The sequence below is a fragment of the Pseudonocardia sp. Ae717_Ps2 genome (assembly GCF_001932475.1).
In the GTDB taxonomy this organism is placed as follows: Bacteria; Actinomycetota; Actinomycetes; order Mycobacteriales; family Pseudonocardiaceae; genus Pseudonocardia.
The window spans coordinates 6,040,461-6,061,739 of sequence record NZ_MCIS01000001.1 but is presented as its reverse complement, the minus strand read 5'-3'; the positions used below and the strand labels follow the sequence as shown (position 1 = coordinate 6,061,739).

General features: G+C 73.2%; 21 protein-coding genes and 2 tRNA genes. 7 read left to right on the top strand and 16 right to left on the bottom strand.

The window, feature by feature from the left end:
• Nucleotides 1-198: 198 nt before the first annotated feature.
• Together Ae717Ps2_RS28050 and Ae717Ps2_RS28045 are read right to left on the bottom strand one after the other, a co-directional pair.
• Nucleotides 199-429, bottom strand: coding sequence for a hypothetical protein (locus tag Ae717Ps2_RS28050; RefSeq protein ID WP_060713739.1), 231 nt, complete (start codon nt 427-429; stop codon nt 199-201).
• A complete protein-coding gene (locus Ae717Ps2_RS28045) occupies nt 429-764 on the bottom strand; it encodes a helix-turn-helix domain-containing protein (protein WP_060713740.1) in 336 nt (111 codons plus the stop codon). The genes Ae717Ps2_RS28050 and Ae717Ps2_RS28045 overlap by 1 nt, the downstream gene beginning before the upstream one ends.
• 162 nt (nt 765-926) lie before the next feature.
• Here Ae717Ps2_RS28045 and Ae717Ps2_RS28040 point away from each other — a divergent pair, with 162 nt between their 5' ends.
• Nucleotides 927-1,262, top strand: coding sequence for a helix-turn-helix domain-containing protein (locus tag Ae717Ps2_RS28040; protein WP_075309042.1), 336 nt, complete (start codon nt 927-929; stop codon nt 1,260-1,262).
• A gap of 145 nt (nt 1,263-1,407) precedes the next feature.
• Entirely contained in the window at nt 1,408-2,796 is a 1,389-nt protein-coding gene (locus Ae717Ps2_RS28035) for a regulator (RefSeq protein WP_083702519.1), read from the top strand.
• Between the two features lie 12 nt (nt 2,797-2,808).
• On the opposite strand, the gene Ae717Ps2_RS28030 is transcribed toward Ae717Ps2_RS28035, so the two are convergent.
• The 6 genes from Ae717Ps2_RS28030 to Ae717Ps2_RS28005 form a co-directional block, all read right to left on the bottom strand.
• Nucleotides 2,809-3,720: an aminoglycoside phosphotransferase family protein gene (locus Ae717Ps2_RS28030; protein WP_075334068.1), complete on the bottom strand. Its 912-nt coding sequence runs from the start codon at nt 3,718-3,720 to the stop codon at nt 2,809-2,811.
• Nucleotides 3,721-3,765: 45 nt separating this feature from the next.
• On the bottom strand, nt 3,766-5,091 hold the full coding sequence (xerC, locus tag Ae717Ps2_RS28025; RefSeq protein WP_075309050.1) for a tyrosine recombinase XerC: 1,326 nt from the start codon (nt 5,089-5,091) through the stop codon (nt 3,766-3,768).
• 111 nt (nt 5,092-5,202) lie between these two features.
• A tRNA-Arg gene (locus tag Ae717Ps2_RS28020) sits at nt 5,203-5,278 on the bottom strand.
• Nucleotides 5,279-5,347: 69 nt separating this feature from the next.
• Nucleotides 5,348-5,438 (bottom strand) — tRNA-Ser (locus Ae717Ps2_RS28015).
• Nucleotides 5,439-5,537: 99 nt separating this feature from the next.
• Nucleotides 5,538-7,544 (bottom strand): acetoacetate--CoA ligase, encoded by a 2,007-nt coding sequence (locus Ae717Ps2_RS28010; RefSeq protein WP_075309052.1) that lies wholly within the window; start codon nt 7,542-7,544, stop codon nt 5,538-5,540.
• Nucleotides 7,545-7,603: 59 nt separating this feature from the next.
• Nucleotides 7,604-8,647, bottom strand: a complete 1,044-nt coding sequence (locus Ae717Ps2_RS28005; RefSeq protein ID WP_075309054.1) for an aldo/keto reductase — start codon at nt 8,645-8,647, stop codon at nt 7,604-7,606.
• A 90-nt stretch (nt 8,648-8,737) separates the two neighbouring features.
• Between Ae717Ps2_RS28005 and Ae717Ps2_RS28000 the strand changes: the two genes are divergently transcribed.
• Entirely contained in the window at nt 8,738-9,355 is a 618-nt protein-coding gene (locus tag Ae717Ps2_RS28000; RefSeq protein ID WP_212567615.1) for a TetR/AcrR family transcriptional regulator, read from the top strand.
• Here Ae717Ps2_RS28000 and Ae717Ps2_RS27995 read toward each other — a convergent pair.
• Nucleotides 9,327-10,028 (bottom strand): dienelactone hydrolase family protein, encoded by a 702-nt coding sequence (locus Ae717Ps2_RS27995; protein WP_075309056.1) that lies wholly within the window; start codon nt 10,026-10,028, stop codon nt 9,327-9,329. The genes Ae717Ps2_RS28000 and Ae717Ps2_RS27995 overlap by 29 nt on opposite strands.
• A gap of 60 nt (nt 10,029-10,088) precedes the next feature.
• Between Ae717Ps2_RS27995 and hisC the strand changes: the two genes are divergently transcribed.
• A complete protein-coding gene (gene hisC / locus Ae717Ps2_RS27990) occupies nt 10,089-11,141 on the top strand; it encodes a histidinol-phosphate transaminase (protein ID WP_075309058.1) in 1,053 nt (350 codons plus the stop codon).
• Between the two features lie 10 nt (nt 11,142-11,151).
• Here hisC and Ae717Ps2_RS27985 read toward each other — a convergent pair whose 3' ends face one another.
• Nucleotides 11,152-11,826 (bottom strand): response regulator transcription factor, encoded by a 675-nt coding sequence (locus Ae717Ps2_RS27985; protein ID WP_020621680.1) that lies wholly within the window; start codon nt 11,824-11,826, stop codon nt 11,152-11,154.
• A gap of 353 nt (nt 11,827-12,179) precedes the next feature.
• On the opposite strand from Ae717Ps2_RS27985, the gene Ae717Ps2_RS35520 reads away from it, so the two are divergent.
• On the top strand, nt 12,180-13,976 hold the full coding sequence (locus Ae717Ps2_RS35520; protein ID WP_158071555.1) for a family 16 glycosylhydrolase: 1,797 nt from the start codon (nt 12,180-12,182) through the stop codon (nt 13,974-13,976).
• Between the two features lie 67 nt (nt 13,977-14,043).
• Here the strand turns inward: Ae717Ps2_RS35520 and Ae717Ps2_RS27975 are convergent, their stop codons facing one another.
• The 4 genes from Ae717Ps2_RS27975 to Ae717Ps2_RS27960 are packed head-to-tail and all read right to left on the bottom strand — an operon-like array spanning nt 14,044 to nt 18,662.
• Nucleotides 14,044-16,107: a M3 family metallopeptidase gene (locus Ae717Ps2_RS27975; protein ID WP_075334067.1), complete on the bottom strand. Its 2,064-nt coding sequence runs from the start codon at nt 16,105-16,107 to the stop codon at nt 14,044-14,046.
• A gap of 26 nt (nt 16,108-16,133) precedes the next feature.
• A complete protein-coding gene (locus Ae717Ps2_RS27970) occupies nt 16,134-16,658 on the bottom strand; it encodes a GNAT family N-acetyltransferase (RefSeq protein WP_075309064.1) in 525 nt (174 codons plus the stop codon).
• Entirely contained in the window at nt 16,655-17,134 is a 480-nt protein-coding gene (locus Ae717Ps2_RS27965; protein ID WP_075309066.1) for an SRPBCC family protein, read from the bottom strand. Before Ae717Ps2_RS27965 ends, Ae717Ps2_RS27970 begins: the two co-directional genes overlap by 4 nt.
• Nucleotides 17,127-18,662, bottom strand: coding sequence for a GMC family oxidoreductase (locus Ae717Ps2_RS27960; protein WP_075309068.1), 1,536 nt, complete (start codon nt 18,660-18,662; stop codon nt 17,127-17,129). Before Ae717Ps2_RS27960 ends, Ae717Ps2_RS27965 begins: the two co-directional genes overlap by 8 nt.
• A 19-nt stretch (nt 18,663-18,681) precedes the next feature.
• On the opposite strand from Ae717Ps2_RS27960, the gene Ae717Ps2_RS27955 reads away from it, so the two are divergent.
• Nucleotides 18,682-19,938, top strand: coding sequence for a M18 family aminopeptidase (locus Ae717Ps2_RS27955; protein WP_198932243.1), 1,257 nt, complete (start codon nt 18,682-18,684; stop codon nt 19,936-19,938).
• On the opposite strand, the gene Ae717Ps2_RS27950 is transcribed toward Ae717Ps2_RS27955, so the two are convergent.
• A complete protein-coding gene (locus Ae717Ps2_RS27950) occupies nt 19,935-20,348 on the bottom strand; it encodes a YccF domain-containing protein (RefSeq protein ID WP_075309072.1) in 414 nt (137 codons plus the stop codon). The two genes, Ae717Ps2_RS27955 and Ae717Ps2_RS27950, sit on opposite strands and share 4 nt — an antisense overlap.
• Before the next feature lie 82 nt (nt 20,349-20,430).
• On the bottom strand, nt 20,431-20,784 hold the full coding sequence (locus Ae717Ps2_RS27945; RefSeq protein WP_075334066.1) for a hypothetical protein: 354 nt from the start codon (nt 20,782-20,784) through the stop codon (nt 20,431-20,433).
• A gap of 30 nt (nt 20,785-20,814) precedes the next feature.
• Here Ae717Ps2_RS27945 and Ae717Ps2_RS27940 point away from each other — a divergent pair, with 30 nt between their 5' ends.
• Nucleotides 20,815-21,249 carry a hypothetical protein gene (locus tag Ae717Ps2_RS27940; RefSeq protein ID WP_075309075.1) on the top strand — a complete coding sequence of 145 codons (435 nt, stop codon included), beginning with the start codon at nt 20,815-20,817 and terminating at the stop codon, nt 21,247-21,249.
• Nucleotides 21,250-21,279 lie beyond the last annotated feature (30 nt).

The window sequence follows — 21,279 nt, the reverse complement described above, 5'->3', positions numbered from 1 at the left end:
GAGGCTCGGACTCAAGGGCCGGCCGAAGGTCGGTCGCGCAGCGACGCGTAGCGCCAGCGGAGCGCCCTTGAATCTGAGTGAGGCCGGGCCAAACTCGGGCCGGACGGCCCTCCGCCCCGCCGCAGGCGGGTCCCTCCGGGTTCTCGGCCCGCCCGGCCGTGAGGGCGAGGTCTCCCGCTCCGGGCTCGGCGGCCGCGCTCACGACCCGGCCCCCGCGGTCTCGGCGCCGTTCAGCGCGGGCGTCGCCGCCCGGTCGAACGCCGAAATGAACGTGCCGATCGCGTCCGGCAGGCCAGCCCCGACCGGCGTGGCGATGAACAGCACCAACGCGATCAGCGAGAACGCGACCGCACCGGCGGCCACCCGCGCCTTCGCGCAGATCACCGCACCGACGACCATGAACAAGATCAGCACCCCGACGCTGCCCATCAGGACGCCCCGCCCACGATCGTGACGTCCGCGGCCGCGGCCCGGGCGAGCGCTGCGACCTGATCGTGCCGCCACTGCTCGGTCCAGGAGCCAAGGTCGATGCAGCGCCCGGTCGTGAGGATGTCGGCCACCAGACGCTCCAGGACCGCTCCGGGAACGACGTAGCGCCCACCGATCTTGAGTCCGGGAAAGGTCCCCCGCCGCAGGTGCCGGTACAGCGTCGACTCGTCGAGCCGGAGCATCGCCGCAGTCTCCGCCGCGGTGTAGAAGGCGGGCCTGCTCACCGTCGCGTCGGCGGCCGGAACCTCCGCCGTCGAGGTCTTCGTCGTATCCACTCGTGCCTCCCCTGTCGTGGCCTGCCAGCCGATCCAGCAGTGCCAGTTTCACGCTCATATTGAGCTCAGATTGATAGTTCGTCAACACGGCTTCGCGCGTGAAGTGCGCGCGGTACCGCGCTCTCGCTACGCTCGCCGCACCTCGACAGGGCGGGAGCGCACGTGAATCAGGACTGGTCCGCGGTGTCGGACGCGATCAAGGTCCGGCTCGACGAGCGAGGCATGACGATGACCGATCTCGCGTCGAAGTCGGGGGTCTCGCTGACGACCGTCCGCGAGCTGGTGCACGTCCTGAACACCCGTCGGCGTCAGCCCAGGACGCTGGTCGCCCTCTCCGTGGCGCTCGGATGGCCTGCCGACCATCTCGGCACCGTGCTGCGCGGCGGTCGCACCGGCGACGATCCGCGGCACGACGACCCCGTGGACGTTCGCGGGGAACTCCGCGACCTCCGACGCCGGGTCGAGGCCCTCGAACGCGCCGTCGACATGAAGTCCTGACCGGTTCATCCCGCTCACCTCCCAGAGCTACCGCGTCGGTTGTCCTGACAGGAACCAGAGTGGATTTCCGGATTCACCCGCGACAGGGCGCAGTGGGGGGCACACTCGGTCAGACGGCGCACTGATCCGGGAGGGGGACCGGCGCGTGGCGAACGAGCGGCTGTCCTCACTGCTGATCGAGGCGGGGTTCCTCGACCGTGCCGGGACGATCGGCCGGAAGCGGTTCGCCCGCGCCGTCAGTGAGTCCCCAGCTGCGCGGACCGCCGGCCGGAGCTACTCCCACACCTACGTGAGCCGGTGGATCGCCGGGACGGTCCCTCGTGACGACGCGACGCGGACGGCGATCGCGCAGGCGGTGGGCGCTGCGCTCGGACGCACGGTCGCGCTCGACGAGCTCGGATTCCGCCGGCCGACGACGGCGGACCCGCAGGCAGGTCTCGCCTACCCCGGTTCGGCGGAGGACGGAGTCGTGGCGACCGCGCAGCTCCTCGACGCCGATCTTGCGAGCGCGCCCGTGGTGCTCGGCGCGCCGACGAACGTCGCGGCCTGGAACGAGGCGTCGGTCTCCTGGCTGGTGGGTTCACAACCACCGGTCGGCGATCGCGCCGAGGGCCCGTCGCGCATCGGGCTGTCCGACGTTCAACGGCTCCGTACGATGCGCGAGACCTTCGACCGTCTGGACAGCACGTTCGGCGGCGCACACGCCCGGAACTCGCTGGTGCAGTACCTCCGCACGGAGCTGCCGCTGCTCCTGCGGGCCGCAGGCACCGCAGACGTGCGGCGCGCCCTGTTCGCAGCCGCCGGAGAATCGACACAACTCGCCGCGTGGATGGCGTACGACGCCGGGCTCCACGGACTCGCGCAACGCTATTTCATCCAGGCACTCGGACTGGCCGACGCCGGAGAGGACTGTCTGCTTGCGGCGAGCATTCTGGACGCGATGAGTCATCAGGCGAGTTTCCTCGGTCGCTATCGCGAGGCCGCGAACATGGCTCGGGCCGCTCGCCTCGGGACCGACTCGATCGGCATTCCGATCCTCACATCGCATTTCCACATCATGGAGGCCCGGGCGCTGGCACGGATCGGTGACGCCGACGCGTGCGACCGCGCGATGGGATCGGCGGTGCACCATTTCGAGCAGCGCCGGGCCGGGGACGAACCCGCCTGGATCAGCTACTTCGACCAGGCCGAGATGGCGGCGGAGCTGGCGCACTGCCACCGCGACCTCGGCCGCGCCGACATCGCGGTGGAGCACGCGCAGCGGGCGCTCACATCCGCGTCCGGCGATTACGTCAGGAGCGACTTCTTCGTGGCGATGGTGCTCGCCGACTCCTTGATCGACCGGGGCGATCTCGACGAGGGATGCAGGGTCGCGGCGGACGCCCTGGAGGTCGGCGAGGAACTCCGGTCGGCACGGTGCAGCAGCTACGTGGATGAGTTCAGGGAACGGCTGGTCCGGCACCGGCGCAGCACGGCGGTGCGGACCTTCGCCGACTCCGCTCGACACCTTCGGCTCTGGCGACCGTCGGAATGACGGTCCGCGTGATCAGTAGGCTCCCCAGTCCGTTCGGGGAGCGCCATTCCGGATGTCGGAGATGCGACGGCCGGCCTCGCGCGCAGTCGCCTGGGACTCCGTAGCCTTCTTGCTCAGCCACGAGGTCATCGCGATCTCACGCATGTCGGCCAAACACTCGAAACCGGACCACTGAGTGACGTCGTATCCATAGACACGGACGAAGTCCGCGTACTCGGATCGACTGTGCCAGCCGAGACGCGTCGCGAACAACGCCGTCTGAATCAGATCCCACTCGCGCGGTCCGGTGGCGAAACTGTCGAGGTCGATCAGCACCGGATGTCCGGCGGTGTCGACGAGCACGTTGCCCACATTCGCGTCCCCGTGAATGGCCCCGTACGGCAGTTCGAACGGCAACCGTGGGAATGCCTCGCGCGCCCACTCGATCCGTTCTTGGAGGAAGCAGGCGTCGTCCGGCGCGAGCCCCGGGAAGTCGGGCAGGTCGGCCCCGGCCGGCCCGAACGGTTCGATCTCCGGGAGGTCGAGGCCGTCGGGCGTCGGGAGCTGATGGAGTCGGCGGATGACGGCGGCGACGTCACCGATCGGCGCGTACGTCGTTCCCGGGGCGACGGATTCCCAGAAGGTGACGGCGCAGCTGCCGAACTCGACCGGTTGCTCGACGTCGACCGCGCGGGTCACCGGGAACCGTTCCGCCGCCAGCCAGCGGGCGACCCGGATCTGCTTCTCCGCGGTGGCGAGCGGTGCCGAGGGCGACGCGACCCGCGCGATGAGGTCACCGGCGATCCGGAACACGGCGTTGGAGCCGATCCTGATCAGCTCGACAGGGCCACGCGGCAGGTCCGCCCGGTCGACTGCCTCGGCCAGAACGCGGCGGGCAAGCGGTTCGGTGAACGACGACGGGGCGCCCGTCGCGAGGTCTGCCATGCCGTCGTCTCCGCTTCGGCCGGACCGGATCGGTTCAGCCCAAGCCTACGCAGGCTCGGCGACATCGCCAGCGTTGCGCTGTGGCCTGCGGACCACCGGCATCCGGCCGCCGATCACGCCGGCCGCCCCCTCATCCGCGGCCGTGACCCATGCCGCGTAGTGCCGCAGGGTGGTGGTGCCGTCGCCGTGGCCGAGCCGTCCGGCGACGGTGCGGAGATCGACGCCCGCGGTCAGGAGTTCGGTCGCCGAGTAGTGGCGAAGCTCCTTCAAGCCGGTGTCGATGTCGAGCTTGGCGACCAGCCGGGCGTACCGCCGGGTGAGCGACGACGGGTCACGAGGGCGGCTCATGTCCGGCGTCGCCGAGAACAGCCACGTCCGGTCGGTCACGGTCAGCCCGAGCAGGGCGAGCCGTTCCACGCAGTCCGCGCGGTGCTGGCGGAGCAGCTCGACCGTGGGCGGGTCGATCGAGACCCGGCGCATCTGGTGGGTCTTCGTGTCCTTGACGACCATCCCGCCGGGGACCCGGACGTAGTTCTCGTCCAGGCGGACGACGCCCGCGGTCAGGTCGATGTCCTCCCACTGGAGTGCGACGACCTCGCCCCGGCGGGCTCCGAGCACCGCGGACAGCCAGACGTAGAGACCCCACTCAGCAGCCGCGTCCCAGGCCGCCTCGACGATGCGGGCCATCTGCGCGCTCGTCGGCGGGCGCGGCTGCGGCCTCGCCTTCGACGGTGGCCGGACCGACGGCATGGGGTTGAACGCGATCCAGCCCCAACGCACCGCGGCGCTGCACGCCCCGGAGAGGATCGCGTGGATCGACCGCACACTCGACGCCGCGTAGGGCTTGCACACGTGCCGCTTGCAGCCCGCGACCACGCAGTCGTGCGGACCCTCGGCCGCGTGCTTCTCGACGAACAGCCGGCCGCTGCACAGTGCGCGGCACCTCCGCAGGCGGCTGTAGAGCGTCTCCAGGCGCTGCGATGCCTCCCGGACGAACAGCACCAGCGGGACGTCACCGAGGTTCGGGAGGATGTACATCCGGATCTGGGACTCGTAGGTCATCCGGGTGGTGGCGTCGATCTCGTGCTGCTGCATCCAGCGTTCGAGCAGGGCCCCGACGGTGGCCTTGGTGCGCGCGACCTTCAGTTCGTCCGCGTCTGCGAGGAGCCGGGTCCGGATCTTCTCGGCCTCGCGGTAGGCGGCCTTCTCGGCGCGGTCGCCGTCTCCCTCGATGTCGACGCTCTCGCACAACACGATCCGCTCGCCGGTCGAGGAATCTTCACCAGCCGACACACGGACCTCGTAGCACCGAGCCCGGCGGCGGATGCTGCCGCGCTGGCGCTTGACGGGGGCGTCGGATCGGCTGGCCACGTGGCGGAAGCTAGCAAGGTTCGTGGACCGGTTCGTGGACCGCGATCAACTTCCACCGACGAAAAAAGATCCGGCCCTGACCGTTGTCGCTGGTCAGAGCCGGATCTCGTGTGGTGCGCCCGAAGGGATTCGAACCCCTAACCTTCTGATCCGTAGTCAGATGCTCTATCCGTTGAGCTACGGGCGCGTTGCTGTTTCCAGCGTAGCAATCTTCAGTTGTCGGCCGGCGACCGGTGTATCGACCGCCGTGCCGGTGCGGAGGCTCCGGGATTTGAACCCGGGATGGGGGGGTTACCCCAAACCGCATTAGCAGTGCGGCGCCATAGACCAGACTAGGCGAAGCCTCCCCGGTGCCTGACGGCCACCAGCGAGGACAACACTACACGCGCGTTCCGGTCTTCCCGAACCGGGGTCCCCCTGACCGAGGGACCCCGGTCCGGCGCAGGTCAGGCTCCCGCGAGGGCCACGAACGGGGTCAGCGCGTCCGGGTTCTGCAGCGCGCCGGCCGACACCGCCTTCTCCGGTGCGGTCCCGGAGAGGATCTTCTTCACCGGCACCTCGCACTTCTTGCCGTTCAGGGTGCGCGGCACCGCGTCGACGACGACGAACCGGTCCGGCACGTGCCGCGGCGAGAGCTCCTTGCGCAGCAGGGTGCGCAGGGTGGGCTCGACGTCGTCGAGGGTGGTGCCGTCGTCGAGCACCAGGAAGCAGAGCAGGGTGCCCTCCTCGCGGGCGCCGAGCGCGGTGGTGTCGATCACCAGCGAGTCGGCGACGCCCTCCACGTTCTCGACGACGGCGTAGAAGTCCGCGGTGCCCATCCGGACCCCGCCGCGGTTGAGGGTGGAGTCCGAGCGGCCGTAGATGACGTAGGAGCCGCGCGGGGTGCGGCGGACCCAGTCGCCGTGGCGCCAGTTGCCGGGGAAGTCCTCGTAGTAGGACTCGCGCAGCCGGGTGCCGTCCGGGTCGTTCCAGAACATGACCGGCATCGACGGGGTCGGCGTGGTGATGACCAGCTCGCCGACGTCGTCGAGCAGGTCGGTGCCGTCCTCGGCCCAGGAGCGGACGTCGGCGCCGAGCGCCGCGCAGGACAGCTCCCCCAGCCAGACCGGCACGGTCGGGGCGCTGGTGAGGAACGCGGCGCACACGTCGGTGCCGCCGGAGACCGAGCAGATCTGGATGTGTGACCCGGCTGCCTCGCCGATCCAGCGGAAGCCGTCGACCGACAGCGGTGCGCCGGTGGAGCCGAGCGCGCGCATCGCGGAGAGGTCGTGGTCCTCGCCGGGACGCAGGCCGGCCTTCATGCAGGACTGCACGTACGGGGCGGAGACGCCGAACAGCGCCACCCGGTGCTTCGCGGCGAGCGCCCACAGCGCGCCGAGGTCGGGGTGGCCGGGGCTGCCGTCGAACATCACGATCGTCGCGCCCACGAGCAGGCCGCCGACCAGGAAGTTCCACATCATCCAGCCGGTGGTGGTGAACCAGAAGAACCGCTCCCCCGGCTCGAGCCCGTGCTGCAGGCGCATCGCCTTGAGGTGCTCGACGACGATCCCGCCGTGGCCGTGCACGATGCCCTTCGGCAGGCCCGTGGTACCGGAGGAGTAGAGCACCCAGAGCGGGTGGTCGAACGCGACGGGGGTGAACTCCAGCGGGCCGGTCTCGGCGGTGAACTCGGCCCAGGTCGTCGTGCCGTCGAGGGCGGCGTCGGGGTCGAGGTAGGGCACGAGGACGGTCGCGCGCAGTGTGGGCAGCCTGGCCTGCAGGTCGGCGACCTTGTCCCGGACGTCGAAGCCCTTGCCGTTGTAGCGGTATCCGTCGACGGCGACGAGCACGGCGGGCTCGATCTGGGCGAAGCGGTCGTGCACCGCGCGGGCGCCGAAGTCCGGCGAGCACGACGACCAGATCGCCCCGAGGCTCGCCGCGGCAAGGAAGGCGACAAGGGTCTCGACGCTGTTCGGGGCGAGCGCGACGACCCGGTCGCCCGCGCCCACCCCGGCCCGGACGAGCCCCGCGCGGGCGCGGGCGACCTGGTCGCGCAGCTCGGCGTGGGTGACGGTGCGCTCCAGGCCGTCCTCTCGCACGAACTCGACGGCGACGTCGTCGTCGGCGCGGCCCGGGCCGGGGGTCAGGGCGTGCTCGGCGTAGTTCAGCGTCGCGCCGGGGAACCACTGCGCGCCGGGCATGTCCCGCGAGCCGAGCGTCGCCGTCGGGCGGTCGTGGAACAGCACGCCGCAGTACTCGGCGACGGCCGACCAGAAGCCCTCCAGGTCGGTCACCGACCAGGCGTGCAGCTGCGCGTAGTCGGTAACGTCGGTCAGCGGGGCGCCCCGCTCGTCGCGCGCCCAGGTGGCGAAGCGGACGATCTCGGTGTCGCCGGTCCGCGTCGGGTCCGGGCTCCACAGGAGCTCGGGGACCTCCGGGTCGGTGACGGTCTGCGGTGACGGCACGGGCGACATGACCCGAGCATCCCCGACGGCACCTGCCACGCACCAGTGGTCCGGCCCCACCGGGACGGTCAGGCCGCACCGACGATCGGCGGCGCGAGCCGGGCGAAGCCCTCCTGCCGCTCGTAGGGGAAGTGCGGGTACGGCGCGGGCCGGCGGGACACCGCGTCCAGACGGGCCAGCTGGTCGTCGTCGAGGCTCCACCCGACGGCGCCGAGGTTCTGTTCCAGCTGTTCCGGGTCCCGGGCACCGATGATCACCGAGGTGACCGTCGGCCGGGTGGTGAGCCAGTTCAGCGCGATCTGGGGCACCGTCGCGCCGGTCTCGGCGGCGATCGCGTCGAGCACGTCGACGACGTCGTGGAGCAGGTCGTCGGGCACCGGCGGGCCCGCCTCGGCGGTGGCGTGCAGGCGGCTGCCCGCGGGCAGCGGGGTGCCCCGGCGGATCCGGCCGGTCAGCCGCCCCCAGCCCAGCGGGCTCCAGACCAGCGCGCCGACCCCCTCCTCGCGGCCCAGCGGCATCAGGTCCCACTCGTAGTCGCGCCCGACCAGCGAGTAGTAGACCTGGTGGGCGACGGGCCGTGCCCACCCGTGCCGGTCGGCGAGGTCCAGGGCCCGCACGAGCCGTCGCCCGGGGAAGTTGGAGACGCCGGTGTAGCGCACCTTCCCCGCGCGGACCAGCTCGTCGAGGGTGGAGAGGACCTCCTCGGGCGGGGTGCCCGCGTCGTAGGCGTGCAGCTGGAACAGGTCGATGTGGTCGGTCCGCAGCCGACGCAGGGCGTCCTCGACGGCCCGGACCAGGCGCGGCCGAGAGGTCCCGGCGTCGTTCGGGCCGGGGCCGGTGGGCAGCCCCGCCTTGGTCGAGATCAGCACCTCGTCGCGGCGGTGCGCGACGGCCGCGCCGAGCACCTCCTCCGAGGCTCCCGCGGAGTAGACGTCCGCGGTGTCGAACAGGGTCACCCCGGCGTCGAGGCAGCGGTCGACCATCCGGCGCGCACCGGCGACGTCGACCGATCCCCATGCCCCGAACAGCTCGCCGCTGCCGCCGAAGGTGCCCGCGCCGAGGCTCAGCACCGGGACCTGCAGCCCACTGCGTCCCAACCGTCGGTACTCCATGACCGTCTCCCCTCTAACGGAACTGTGGTTCCGTTTGAACGTAGCACGTCAAACGGGACCCTGGTTCCGTCAAGGGCTAGGGTGGGCGCCGTGGCACCGGAGATGAGCAGACCGGGGGGCCGGACCGCGCGGGTCCGGTCGGCCGTGCTGGCGGCGGCGGGCGATGCCCTGATCGAGCTCGGGCCGACCGGGCTGGACCTGGCAGAGCTCGCGCGGCGGGCCGGGGTCGGCAAGACGACGGTCTACCGGCGCTGGGGCAGCGTCGCGGCGGTGCTCGAGGACATGGTGTCGGACATGGTCGAGACCTCCGCACCGCGCGCGGACACCGGCTCCCTCGACGGCGACCTGCTCGCCAATGCCGAGCTCGTCCGCGCCACGCTGGCCGACCCACGGCAGGGCAGGCTGCTGACCGCGCTGATCTGCGCCGCCGTCGGCGACGCGGGGACGGCGCGGGCGCTGCGCGGCTTCTACGACGCCCGCACCGCCGCCTGGGAGCCGTGCGTCACCGACGCGGTGGCCCGCGGCGAGGTGCCCGACGGCACCGATCCGGCCGCCGTGGTGCGGGCGGTCTCCGCCCCGCTCTACCACCTGCTCCTGACCCGCGGCGCACTCCCGGACGCCGACGACGCGCGGCGGGCCGCCGTCGTCGCCGGGGTGGCCGCGCGGGCCGGGGCGTTCGTCAGCGCAGGTGCGCGTCGAACCAGTTGAGGACCCGCTGCCACGCCTCGGCGGCCGACTCCGGGTCGTCGTCGAAGCGGTAGCCGGTGCTCGGGTAGACGACGACGTCGGTCGCCTTCCCGGAGGACGCCGCGGCGTCGCGCAGGCGGGCGACGGCGTCGGTGTCGGAGGCCTCCGAGTAGATGCCCAGCCAGGGGCAGGTCAGCTCCGGCGCGGTCTCCACCAGCGCGGGCAGGCTGGACCACGGCGAGGACTCGATCCCGCTGCCGGCGACGGTGATCGCCGCGCCGAGGGTGCGGTTCGCCGCCACGTGCAACGCGACCGTGCCGCCGAGGTCGAAGCCGAGCACGCCCATCCGGTCGGCCTCGAAGCCCTGGTCGCCGAGCCAGCCGAAGGCGGTGTCGCAGTCGTCCATGACCTGGCGCGGGTCCAGGCTGCCGACGTGCTCGGCCACCGCGGCCTCCGAGCCGTCGGCGAGGTCGCCACCGGCGTCCGCGTCGCGGTAGAGGTGCGGCGCGACGGCCAGCCAGCCGTCCGCGGCGAGCCCGGTGACCAGCAGCCGGATCGAGTCGGTGACCCCGCGCGCCTCCTGCAGCACCACGATCCCGCCGCGGGCGGCACCGTCGGGTTCGGCCACGGTCAGGCGCAGCTCGCCCCCGTCGGTCAGCGGCACGCCCTCGGTCCGGACAGCGGTGGTCGTCATGTCGTCACTCAACCAGAGCACCGGCCCGCGTTTCGACCCCCGACGGATACCGTTGCCGTCATGACGCTCATCCGCCCCGATCTGGACACCCTGCCCGCCTACGTGCCGGGCCGCACCGTCCCCGGGGCGGTCAAGCTCGCCAGCAACGAGGTGGCCGCGCCGCCCGCTCCGGCGGTGCTGGCGGCCGTGGCCCGTGCCGCCGCAGGTGGCAACCGGTATCCGGACCTCGGCGTCGTCGAGCTGACCGGCCGCATCGCCGACCTGTACGACCTCGCGCCGGAGCGGGTCGCGGTCGGCTGCGGCTCGGTGACGCTGTGCCAGCAGCTCGTGCAGATCGGCTGCCTGGGCCCCGGTGACGAGGTGCTGTTCGCCTGGCGTTCGTTCGAGGCGTACCCGATCGTGACCCAGATCGGCGGGGCGGAGATCCGCACCGTCCCGCTGGACGCCGCCTACCGGCACGACCTCGACGCGATGGCCGCCGCCGTCACCGAGCGGACCCGGGTGGTGTTCGTGTGCAGCCCGAACAACCCGACCGGCCCGGCCGTGCACCGCGACGAGTTCGTCCGCTTCCTGGGCGCCGTGCCGCCGGACGTGCTGGTGGCGCTCGACGAGGCCTACGCCGAGTTCGTGACCGACCCCGACGCCGTCAGCGGCCGGCCGCTGCTCGACGAGCACCCGAACCTGGTCGTGCTGCGCACCTTCTCCAAGGCCTACCGGCTGGCGGGACTGCGGGTCGGCTACGCCCTGACCTCCACCGAGATCGCGACCGCGCTGCGCAAGGTGGCGCCGCCGTTCGGGGTCAGCTCGATCGCCCAGGCGGGTGCCGTCGCCGCGCTGGAGCACCGGGAGGAGATCCTCGCCGACTGCGCCGCCGTCGTCGCGGAGCGGGACCGGGTGGCCGCCGGGCTGCGTGGGTCCGGGTTCACCGTCCCGGAGAGCCAGGCCAACTTCGTGTGGCTGCCGCTCGGGGACCGGACCGCGGCGTTCGCGACGCACTGCGGCGAGCGGAAGGTGATCGTGCGCCCGTTCGCCGACGACGGGGTGCGGGTCACGGTGTCCACGCCGGAGGAGAACGACATGCTCCTCGACGTCGCGTCGTCCTTCGGGCCCTGAGAGCCGGTGCTCAGCCGTCCAGCTGGTAGCCCAGCCCCCGGATGGTCCTGATCCGTTCGGGACCGATCTTGCGCCGCAGGTAGGACACGTAGACCTGCACCAGGTTGGCCGACACCGGTTCGGTCCAGGCCCGCCGGCCCAGGTCGTCGAGCGCGACCGGCTCGCCCGCCCGTTCGGCCAGCGCGAGCAGCAGCGCGTACTCGGTCGGCGACAGCGCGACCCGGCGGCCGTCGACGAAGACCTGTCCGGCGTCGACGTCGACGGACAGGCCGCCGTGGCCGAGCACCGTCGGCGCCGGCAGGCCCGCGGCGGCACGCAGCCGGAGCCGGATCCGGGACGCGAGCTCGTCCGGGACGAACGGCCGGATCAGGAAGTCGTCGCGGTCGCCGCGCAGCATGCCGATCACCCCGGCCCGCCGTTCGCGCGGCACGACGGTGATCACCGGGGTCGGTGGCGACTCGGACTGGACGGCGCCCAGCAGCACCGAGGGTTCGGGGCCGGGCAGCTCCATGTCGAGCACGAGCAGGTCCGCGCCGCGGGAGCGCAGGGTGTCCAGCAGCTCGATGCCGTCGGCGACGACGACGAGGTCCACGCCCTCCGCGGCGAGGTCCTGACGCAGCCCGCGGCCGAGCGCGGCCGTGCCCGCCGACGGCGGCAGCGCCAGCAGCACGCAGAGCGCGCGCATCTCGGAACGCGGTGCGGGGATCGGGAGGGACGGCGTGACGGGGGGAGCGTGATCGTTCACAGATCCTGCGGAGGTCGGGGAGCGGGGAGGTCTTGCGGGGAGCACCGGGGAGGCACGGCCACTGTTCCGCGACCGGTAGCCCGTCACAATCGGCTAACGGTGCGACGTACCGTGACCGTGTAGCCCGAATGGGTGCACCTGAGAGTGCGGTTGCTCTGTTCGGCCCAGCAATACTGCCGAAATGGCGGGATCTTGCTCTTCGGCGCTCTCCGACGACCTGTCGGCGCGGAGACGCAACCACCCTTCTCAGCGAGGGTGTTCACAGTCGGTCACCCTACCTAGAGTCCCCCCTCATGCGACGGAAGAGTTCCGCTGCGGCTGATCAGGTCGACCCCCGCGACCTGATCGCGCGACTCGCCGCCGAGCACAGCTCCCCCTCTGTGCCGTCTCCCCGGGGCAGGCATGCCGCGTCCTCCGCCCCGGCGGACGACACGGCCCGATCGGCCATACCCACGGCCACCCAGCTCATGGACCGGGTGAGCGCCTCCGGGCGGCACCGCGTCCTCGACGACGACGACCGCGACGCCCGCTCCGGCTCCGACCCCGACGACACCGGTGCCGCCGTCACGGCGGACTCCCCCACCGGTGCCGCGGCGACGGATGCCGGGCGGATCACCTGGGCCGACACGGCCGACCCCGGCCCGTGGGCACCACGCAGCCGCACGACCGGCACCGGGTCCCACGCGGTCACCGGAACCGGGGCGCACACCGTCACCGGGACCGGGGCGCACGGTGCCACCGGGGACACCGCGGTGGCCGGGGACGCGACGGTCACCGGGACGGGCGCGCACGCCGTGCCCGCCAGCCGGACGCCGGGCCGTCGCGCACGGCGGGTGGGGTCGTCGTCGGCGGCCGGGCTGTCCGGCGTGGAGCTGTTCGGCGGGGCTCCCTCCCCCTCGACCTCCCTCGTGCCCGACGGGCCCGAGACCCTGCAGACCCCGCAGGCCGATGTGCCCGCGCCGCGCACCGAGGTCGACGGCGGGGTCATCGCCGGGCTGCACGAGCCGGACGGCTCCGGTTCGCTGTCGGGGACGGGCTCGGTCGTCGCGATCGACCGCGGCCGTCCCGCCCGCTCCCGCATCCGCCGGTTCGCCCCGCTGGGCGTCGGGGCCGCCGCGGTGCTCGCCGCGACGATGGTGCTGACGCTGCTGCAGCCCGGTACCGAGGACCCGTCGCTGTCCGCGGCGATGGTCAACGACTCGTCGCGCCGGTCGGCATCGGACACCACGCTGTCGGCCGGGCCGGTGCTGGCCAACGGGGGCGGCTCCGCACTCGGCGACGCCGCGCAGGGCGCGTCCGGCCAGATCGGTCAGGCACTGGCCGCGCAGGAGGCTGCCGAGCGTCGTGCCGAACAGCGCCGTCGCGAGGCCGCCGAACGGGCACGGGCCGCCGCGAACTCCGGCGGGTCCGGTGGTGCCCCCGCCGGTCCGATCGGCGGCGCCGTCCAGGTCGCCGGCGACGGCATCCAGGCCGCGCTGAAGATGGGCTGGCAGGCCATCGGCGGCGACGAGTTCCTCGGGTCCACCCTCGGGAGCAACTGGTCGCCCTACAACGGCGAAGGCCACGACGGCCAGGGCAAGCGCACCTCCGACGCGATCTCGGTGGAGAACGGCAACCTGGTCATCCGCGGCGACTCGCAGGGCAACACCGGCGGCATGGCCTGGGGCACCCCGCAGAAGTACGGCAAGTGGGAGATGCGCGCCCAGTTCCCCAAGGGCGACAAGCAGTACCACCCCGTGCTGCTGCTGTGGCCGAGCGAGGTGTCCTGGCCGGAGGGCGGCGAGATCGACTTCGCCGAGACCACCAGCGCCAGCGACGACGTGTCCTTCTTCCTGCACTACGGCAGCTCGAACTCGCAGAAGGACGCCAAGAAGCAGATCGACATCACCCAGTGGCACAACTACGCCGTGGAGTGGACCCCGGACGCGATCGTCGGCTACATCGACGGCGTCGAGTGGTTCCGCTCCGAGGACCCGAGCACGTTCCCCCCGGGGCCGATGCACGCCACGATCCAGCTCGACTACTTCCCCGACGGCGGCTCGCCGGAGCCGTCGGAGATGCGCGTCGCCTGGATGCGTCAGTACAAGTAGCACTCCCCACACGACCGCCCGCCGCCCGGCGCTCCCCACCGGACGGCGGGCGGTCGTGTGTGCCGGGTCAGCCGGCCAGGCCACGGCGCGCCAGCAGCGGCGCGATCTCCGGGTCGCGGCCGCGGAACGCGCGGTAGGCCTCCATCGCGTCGACGGCGCCGCCACGCGACAGCACCTCACGACGGAACCGGTCGCCGTTCTCCCGGCGCAGGCCGCCGTGCTCGCCGAACCAGGCGACGGTGTCGGCGTCGAGCACCTCGGCCCAGATGTAGGAGTAGTACGCCGCCGCGTACCCGCTGCCGCCGAACACGTGGTTGAAGTACGTGCTGCGATAGCGCGGCGGGACCAGCGGGTGCGCGGCCCCGGCCGCCTCCAGCGCCTGCTGCTCGAACGCGAGCACGTCGGTGATCCCGGCGGCCTCGGCCGGGGACAGCCGGTGCCACGCCTGGTCCAGCAGCGACGCGGCCAGGTACTCCGTCGTCGCGAAGCCCTCGCCGTACCCGCGCGCGGCCTGCGACGCGGCCAGCAGCTCGTCGGGCAGCGGCTCGCCGGTCACGTGGTGACGGGCGAACGAGGTGAGGACCTGCGGGTCCTCCAGCCACATCTCGTTCACCTGGCTGGGGAACTCGACGAAGTCGCGCGGCACCGAGGTCCCGGAGAACGTCGGGTACTCCACCTCCGAGAACAGCCCGTGCAGGGCGTGCCCGAACTCGTGGAACAGGGTGCGCACCTCGTCGAGGGTGAGCAGCGCGGGCTCCCCGGCCGGGGGCTTGTTCAGGTTCAGCGTGTTCAGCACCACCGGCCGCGTCCCGAGCAGCGACGACTGGTCGACCAGCGAGTTCATCCACGCACCGCCCCGCTTCGACGGCCGCGCCCACAGATCGGCGCCGAACAGCCCGAGCGGCTCGCCGTCGCTGTCGGCGTCGAGGTTCGTTCCGCCTGCGCTGCTCTCACGGACCTCCCACCAGCGCACGTCCGGGTGGTAGGCGGGCAGGTCGGTGCGCTCGGTGAAGGAGATCCCGTACAGCTCGGACGCGGCGCGGAACACGCCGTCGGTGAGCACCCGGTCGAGCTCCAGGTACGGGCGCAGCGCCGCGTCATCGACGGCGTAGCGCTCGCGGCGCACCCGCTCCGCCTCGAACGCCCAGTCCCACGGCTCCAGGTCGCCCTCGACGCCGCCGGCCAGCTCCGCGGCCTCCCTGTCGGCGTTGGCGACCGCCGCGGGGACCAGCGACTCCAGCATCGCGACCGCGGCCTCCGCGGTCCCCGCGGTGGCGTCGTCGATCACGTACGACGCGTGGTCGGGGTACCCGAGCAACGCGGCCCGCTCGGCGCGCAGCCGCACGATCGCCAGCACGATGTCGCAGGTGTCGTGCTCCCCGGCCTGCCCGCGGGTCGTCGAGGCGCGGAACAGCTCCTCGCGCAGCGACCGGTCGGTCAGTACCGCGAGCGCGGGCTGCGCGGTCGGCAGGACCAGGGTGATCAGCCAGCCGTCGTCGTGGCCGCGTTCGGCCGCGGCGGACGCGGCGGCGGCGATCGCGTCCTCGGACAGGCCGTCGAGCCGGGACCGGTCGGTGACGTGCACGGCCGCGGCGTTCGCCCCCGCCAGCAGCGCAGCACCGAACCGGGTGGTCAGCCCGGACAGCTCCGCGTTCAGCTCCCGCAGCCGGGCCTGCTCGTCGGGGCCGAGCCGGGCCCCGGCGCGCACCATGTCACGGTGGTGGCGCTCCAGCAGCCGCAGCGACTCGGCGTCGAGACCGAGGTCGTGACGACGGGCGTGCAGCGCGTCGATCCGGGCGAACAGCCCCGGGTCCAGCGCGATCGCGTCGGCGTGCGCGGCCAGCATCGGCGCGACGTGGGCCTCGATCTCGCGCACCGCGGGCGAGGAGTCCGCCGAGACCCGCGTGTAGAACAGCCGCGCCACCCGGTCCAGGGTGGCGCCGGAGCGCTCCAGGGCGACGATCGTGTCGTCGAAGGTGGGCTCGCCCTCCCCCGCGACGATCGCCGCCACCTCCGCGCGCTGCTCGGCCGTCCCGGCCTCGAACGCGGGCAGGTAGTGCTCGTCGGTGATCCGGGAGGTGTCGGGCAGACCCCACGGCAGCGCGCTCGGGGCGAGGAACGGGTTGCTCATGGGCCCGACCCTACGGCCGGGGACCGTCAGGAACCGGCCAGTTCGCGACGCATCGCGAGCCGCGGCCACACGTCGAGACCGCGCGCGGCCTCGTGCTCCCGGATGGCCCGCAGCCCCGGGCCGGGCGCGATCAGCTCACGGAAGCCGAGCCGCGCCCAGTACGGGCCGTTCCACGGCACGTCCCGGTAGGTGGTCAGGGTCAGCGCGGGCAGCCCGCGGTCCCGGGCCCAGCCGGCGAGGTGCTCGACCAGCCCCTCCCCGATCCGCCGTCCGCGCTGCGACGGCAGCACCGACACCTGCTCGACGTGCGCGCAGCCGTCGACGAGATCGGCGATGAGGTAGCCGACCAGCGGCCCTGCGTCCCCGGTTCCGCCTGCGCTCCTCTGGGCCACCCAGGCCCGCCCCGCCACCACGTAGGCAGCCAGCACCGCGGCCGGTGGCGGGTCGTCGTCGGCGACGACGTCGAGCCCGATCGCCCGGAACGACTCCCCCGCCGCGCGCTCGATCTCACGCAGGGCGGGCACGTCGGCGACGCGGGCGGCACGGATCACGCCTGCGGATCCTCCACCACCGCGCGGATCCGTTCCAGGGTCGTCCGCATCCCCGCACGGTTGGTGCGCCCGCGGGCCCACCCCAGCAGCGCCCAGTAGACCCGGGTGGCGGCCGAGGGCTCCATCCGGAAGGACTCGGTGACCTCGGTTCCCTCGGCGCCGTCCGGAGCGGTGGCCGGGGTGAACCGGTAGTGCCAGTGGATGACCCGCCGGTCACCGGGCAGGAGCACGACGAAGCCGAACTCGCGGCCCGGCTCGCAGGCGGTGATCTCGCACGTCGACCAGTAGGTCGGTCCGCGGCCGTTGCGGACGACCTTGCCGCGGAACCGGACGCCGACGGCCGGGCCGGTCGCGCCGTCCAGCCACTGCGCGTCGACGGTCTCGGGTGAGAACCGGCCGGTGTTGCGGATGTCGGAGACCAGCTCCCAGATCCGCTCGGGCGGTGCCGTCATGTGGACGGTGACCTCGTCATGCACGGCGTTCCCCCTCGGTGCCGCACACCAGGTCGGCGGCGCGCTCCCCGATCATGATCGCGGTCGCGGCCGGCCCGCGCCGCGGCACGCGGGGCAGGACGGAGGTGTCCGCCACCCGGAGCCCGCCCAGGCCGTGCACCCGCAGGTCGGAGTCGACGACGGCGTCCGGTCCGGTACCCGCCGAAGCGCTGCCGGACAGGTGCACCGAGGTAGTCAGGTGGTCGTGGATCCAGCCGTCGAGCCGGGTGTCGTTGCCGAGCTCCCAGCCGGCGGGGCCGCCGTCGTCGGGGGCGGCTCGGTCCCAGCCCGCGGCGCGCAGGATGTCCGCGGCGATCCGCACCGCGGCCCGCATCCGGTGCCGGTCGGAGGTGGTGCGCAGGTAGCGGAAGTCCAGCCGGGGCGGGTCGTCGTGGTCCGGGGAGGTGATGGCGAGCATCCCGCGGCTGTCCGGGCGCTGCACCGCGCACATCAGGTGCGCGGGCCCGCCGGGTGCGAACGGGTGCGCGAACAGCAGGATCTCCAGGTCACCGGCCGGGTCGGTGCCGGAGTCGAGGTGGAGCGCGGCCTGCGCGGCGACGGCGTCGGCGGGCGGGTCGGGCAGGCCGCTGCGCAGTGGCAGGAACACCGCGGGGTGGTCCGACCAGCCGCGTCCGACCCCGGGCAGCTCGTGCGCCACGGCGACGCCCGCGGCCCGCAGTGTGTCCTCCGGGCCGATCCCGGAGCGCTGCAGCAGCGCCGGGGTGCCGACCGCGCCCGCGGTCACGACGGTCTCGGCCGCGTGCAGGGTGCGCCCGCCGACACGCACCCCGGTGACCCGGCCACCCTCGATCACCAGCGTCTCGGCGGGGGCTCCGCCGAACACGGTCAGCGCGTCGGTGCCGCCGCTCGCTGCGCCTGCGCTCCTCCCGGCCGACTCCGCGTTCCCCCACGGCGGGGGCAGGTAGGCGGTGGCGGCGCTGACCCGGCGCCCGTCGACGGCGTTGGTCGGGATCGGGCCCGCGCCGGGCGGGCCGCCGGCGTTCTTGTCCGGCTCCTCGGGGTGGCCGAGCGCGACGCAGGCGGCCAGGAACGGGTCGGTCGTCGCGGCCCGCAGCCGGCCCGAGGGGCGCGAGATGCGCAGCGGGCCCGCGTCGCCGTGCCGGTCGGAGGTGCAGAAGTCGAGGTCGCGCTCCAGCCGCCGGTAGTACGGCAGGACGTCGTCGTAGGACCAGCCGGGGACGCCCCAGTCCGCGAAGTCCGCCGGGACGGCGCGCACGAAGTAGCCGCCGTTGATCGCACCGGAGCCGCCCAGCACGCGTCCCCGCGGCACGGTGCACTCCCGCCCCTGGCACAGCGTCGCCCGGTAGGCCCAGTTGAGGACGTGGCCGGGTGCGGTCGCGGCGAGCGACGCGATCGGGATCGAGTCCGGCGGGACGACGACGGCACCCGCCTCGACCAGGGCCGTACGCACCCCGCGCTCGGCGAGCCGGCCCGCGAGGGTGCACCCCGCGGATCCCGCGCCCACCACCACCACGTCGAACCCGTTGGTCATTGCTGCCAGGATGCCCCACGTGACCGACGCTGCACGTGACCTCGCCTCGTTCCTCACCGCGAGCCCGTCGCCGTACCACGCGGTGGCCGAGGCCGTCCGCCGGCTGTCCACCGCGGGCTTCACCGAGCAGCGCGAGGACGAGCCGTGGGCCGACGGGCCGGGCGGGCGCTACCTCGTGCGCGACGGCACGATCCTGGCCTGGTGGCAGCCCGCGTCCGGGCCGGGCGCCCCGCTGCGGATCTTCGCCGCGCACACCGACTCGCCCGGGTTCAAGGTCAAGCCGAACCCCGACGTCGGCGTCGCCGGTTGGCGCCAGGTCGGGGTGGAGGTCTACGGCGGCGCGCTGTGGAACTCCTGGCTCGACCGCGACCTCGGCCTCGCCGGGCGCCTCGCGCTCTACGACGGCCGCGTCGTCCCGGTCCGGGTGGACCGGCCGCTGCTGCGCATCCCGCAGCTGGCGATCCACCTCGACCGCGGCGTGAACCAGGGCCTGACCCTGGACCCGCAGCGGCACCTGCTCCCGATCTGGGGTCTCGGCGACCCGGACGGCGGCGACCTGGTCGAGTTCCTCGCCGTGCGGGTCGGCGAGGACCCGGAGGACGTCGCGGCGCACGACCTGTTCACCTACGACCTCACCCCGCCCGCCACCCTGGGCCGCGACGACGAGCTGCTCGCCGCCCCGCGGCTGGACAACCTGGCCTCGGTGCACGCCGGGATCAGCGCGCTGCTCACCGCGGTCGAGCGGGACCCGGGCACCGTCCCGGTGTTCGTCGGGTTCGACCACGAGGAGATCGGCTCGGCCAGTGCGACCGGCGCCGCCGGACCGCTGCTGGAGACGGTGCTGACCCGGCTGGCCGGGGGTTTCGACGAGCGGCACGCGGTGTTCTCGCGGTCGCGCTGCCTGTCGGTGGACGTCACGCACGCCGCGCACCCCAACCACCTGGACAAGCACGACCCGGACCACCTGTCGGTGCCGAACCGGGGGCCGTCGCTGAAGGTGAACGCGGTGCAGCGCTACGCCACCGACGCGCCGGGCGCGGCCGCCTGGAAGCGGGCCTGCCGCACCGCGGACGTGCCGAGCCAGGTGTTCGTCTCCAAGAACACGGTGCCGTGCGGGTCGACCGTCGGGCCGATCATGGCAACCCGGCTGGGCATCCGGACGGTCGACGTCGGCATCCCGGTGCTGTCGATGCACTCCGCGCGCGAGCTGTGCGGGGTGCACGACCCCGGCCTGCTGGCCCGGGCCGGTGTGGAGTTCCTGACCGACGCCGGCTAGACCTGCGCGGCGACCCGGGAGCCGGACACGTAGACGTCGGTGTCGACGATCCGCGACCCGAGCGGCAGCAGCGACACCGGGATCAGCTTCAGGTTCGCCCAGGCCATCGGCAGGCCGATGATCGTGACGGCCAGCGCGATCGCGGTCACGACGTGGCCGACCACCAGCCACCAGCCGAACAGCAGGATCCACAGGACGTTCCCGATCGCCGACGCCGCACCGGCCCGCGGGTCGCGCACGACCTCACGGCCGAACGGCCACAGCGCGTAGAGCCCGATCCGGAACGAGGCGATGCCGAACGGGATCGTCACGATCAGCAGACAGGCGATGATCCCGGCGGCCGTGTAGGCGAGGAACAGCCAGAAGCCGGAGAGGACCAGCCAGACCACGTTCAGGATGAGGCGGAGCATGGGTCCAGCATGCCCGAGGTGTCCGGTTCCCCCTCCGGGATGTTCCGGAGGCCGACCCCGGTTTCCGGTGGGGCGGCATTCCTCACGTCCGACCCGTGACCTCCTCGACGACGCTCTCCCCCGTGCCCGGCCGGGACTCCCAGGCCCAGGTCTCGTGCGAGCGGAGCCGGCCGTCGTCGAGGACCTCGAGGCGGGCCTCGCACTGCCCCGAGCTGGACGCGCCGTCGACGGACACGTGCACGTAGCGGAAGCTCAGCCGGTCGCCCTCGCGGGTGCCGGCCAGGCGGCCGAGCCGGACGTCGCCACCGGAGTACTCGGCCCACACCAGGCCGTCGGACTCGTGGTAGTCGAACACGGTGGCCCGGCCGACCTCGCCGTCGCCGGAGTTGCTGACGCCGGCGAACCGGCGGCCGTCGACGCTGGGTGCGGTGCTCATGTCCCGATCCGACCACGGGAGGATGGCGGGGTGGAGTTCCCCGTGACGTTCCTCCCGCCCCTGGTGCGGACCTGCACCGACTCGGGTGAGGGCCCCTGGAACGAGCTGCTCGGGATCATCGCGCCCCGGGATCCGGACGAGGAGACCTTCCTCGCCGCGTTCGACGTCGTCACCGAGGACCTCTTCGGCGGCTGGACCGCCGACCGCGTCGTCGTGTTCGCGCTCGACGACGGGCTCGCCGCCCACCATCCGCTGCTGTTCGTCGTCGACGAGCGGACCCTGCACGACGACGGCTTCCCGATCGTCGCGGCCGACCTGCGGCAGGATCCCGGCCGAACGCTCCGGATCGCCGCAGCCGATCTGTGGTCGGTGGAGAACAACGTGTCGACCGCGAACATGGAGTTCGCCGACTTCGCCGACCACGCGCAGCTGCAGCCCGACCGGGTGTTCCGCGGCTTCCGCTGACGATCGCCACCGTCGGACGGTGAACTCCAC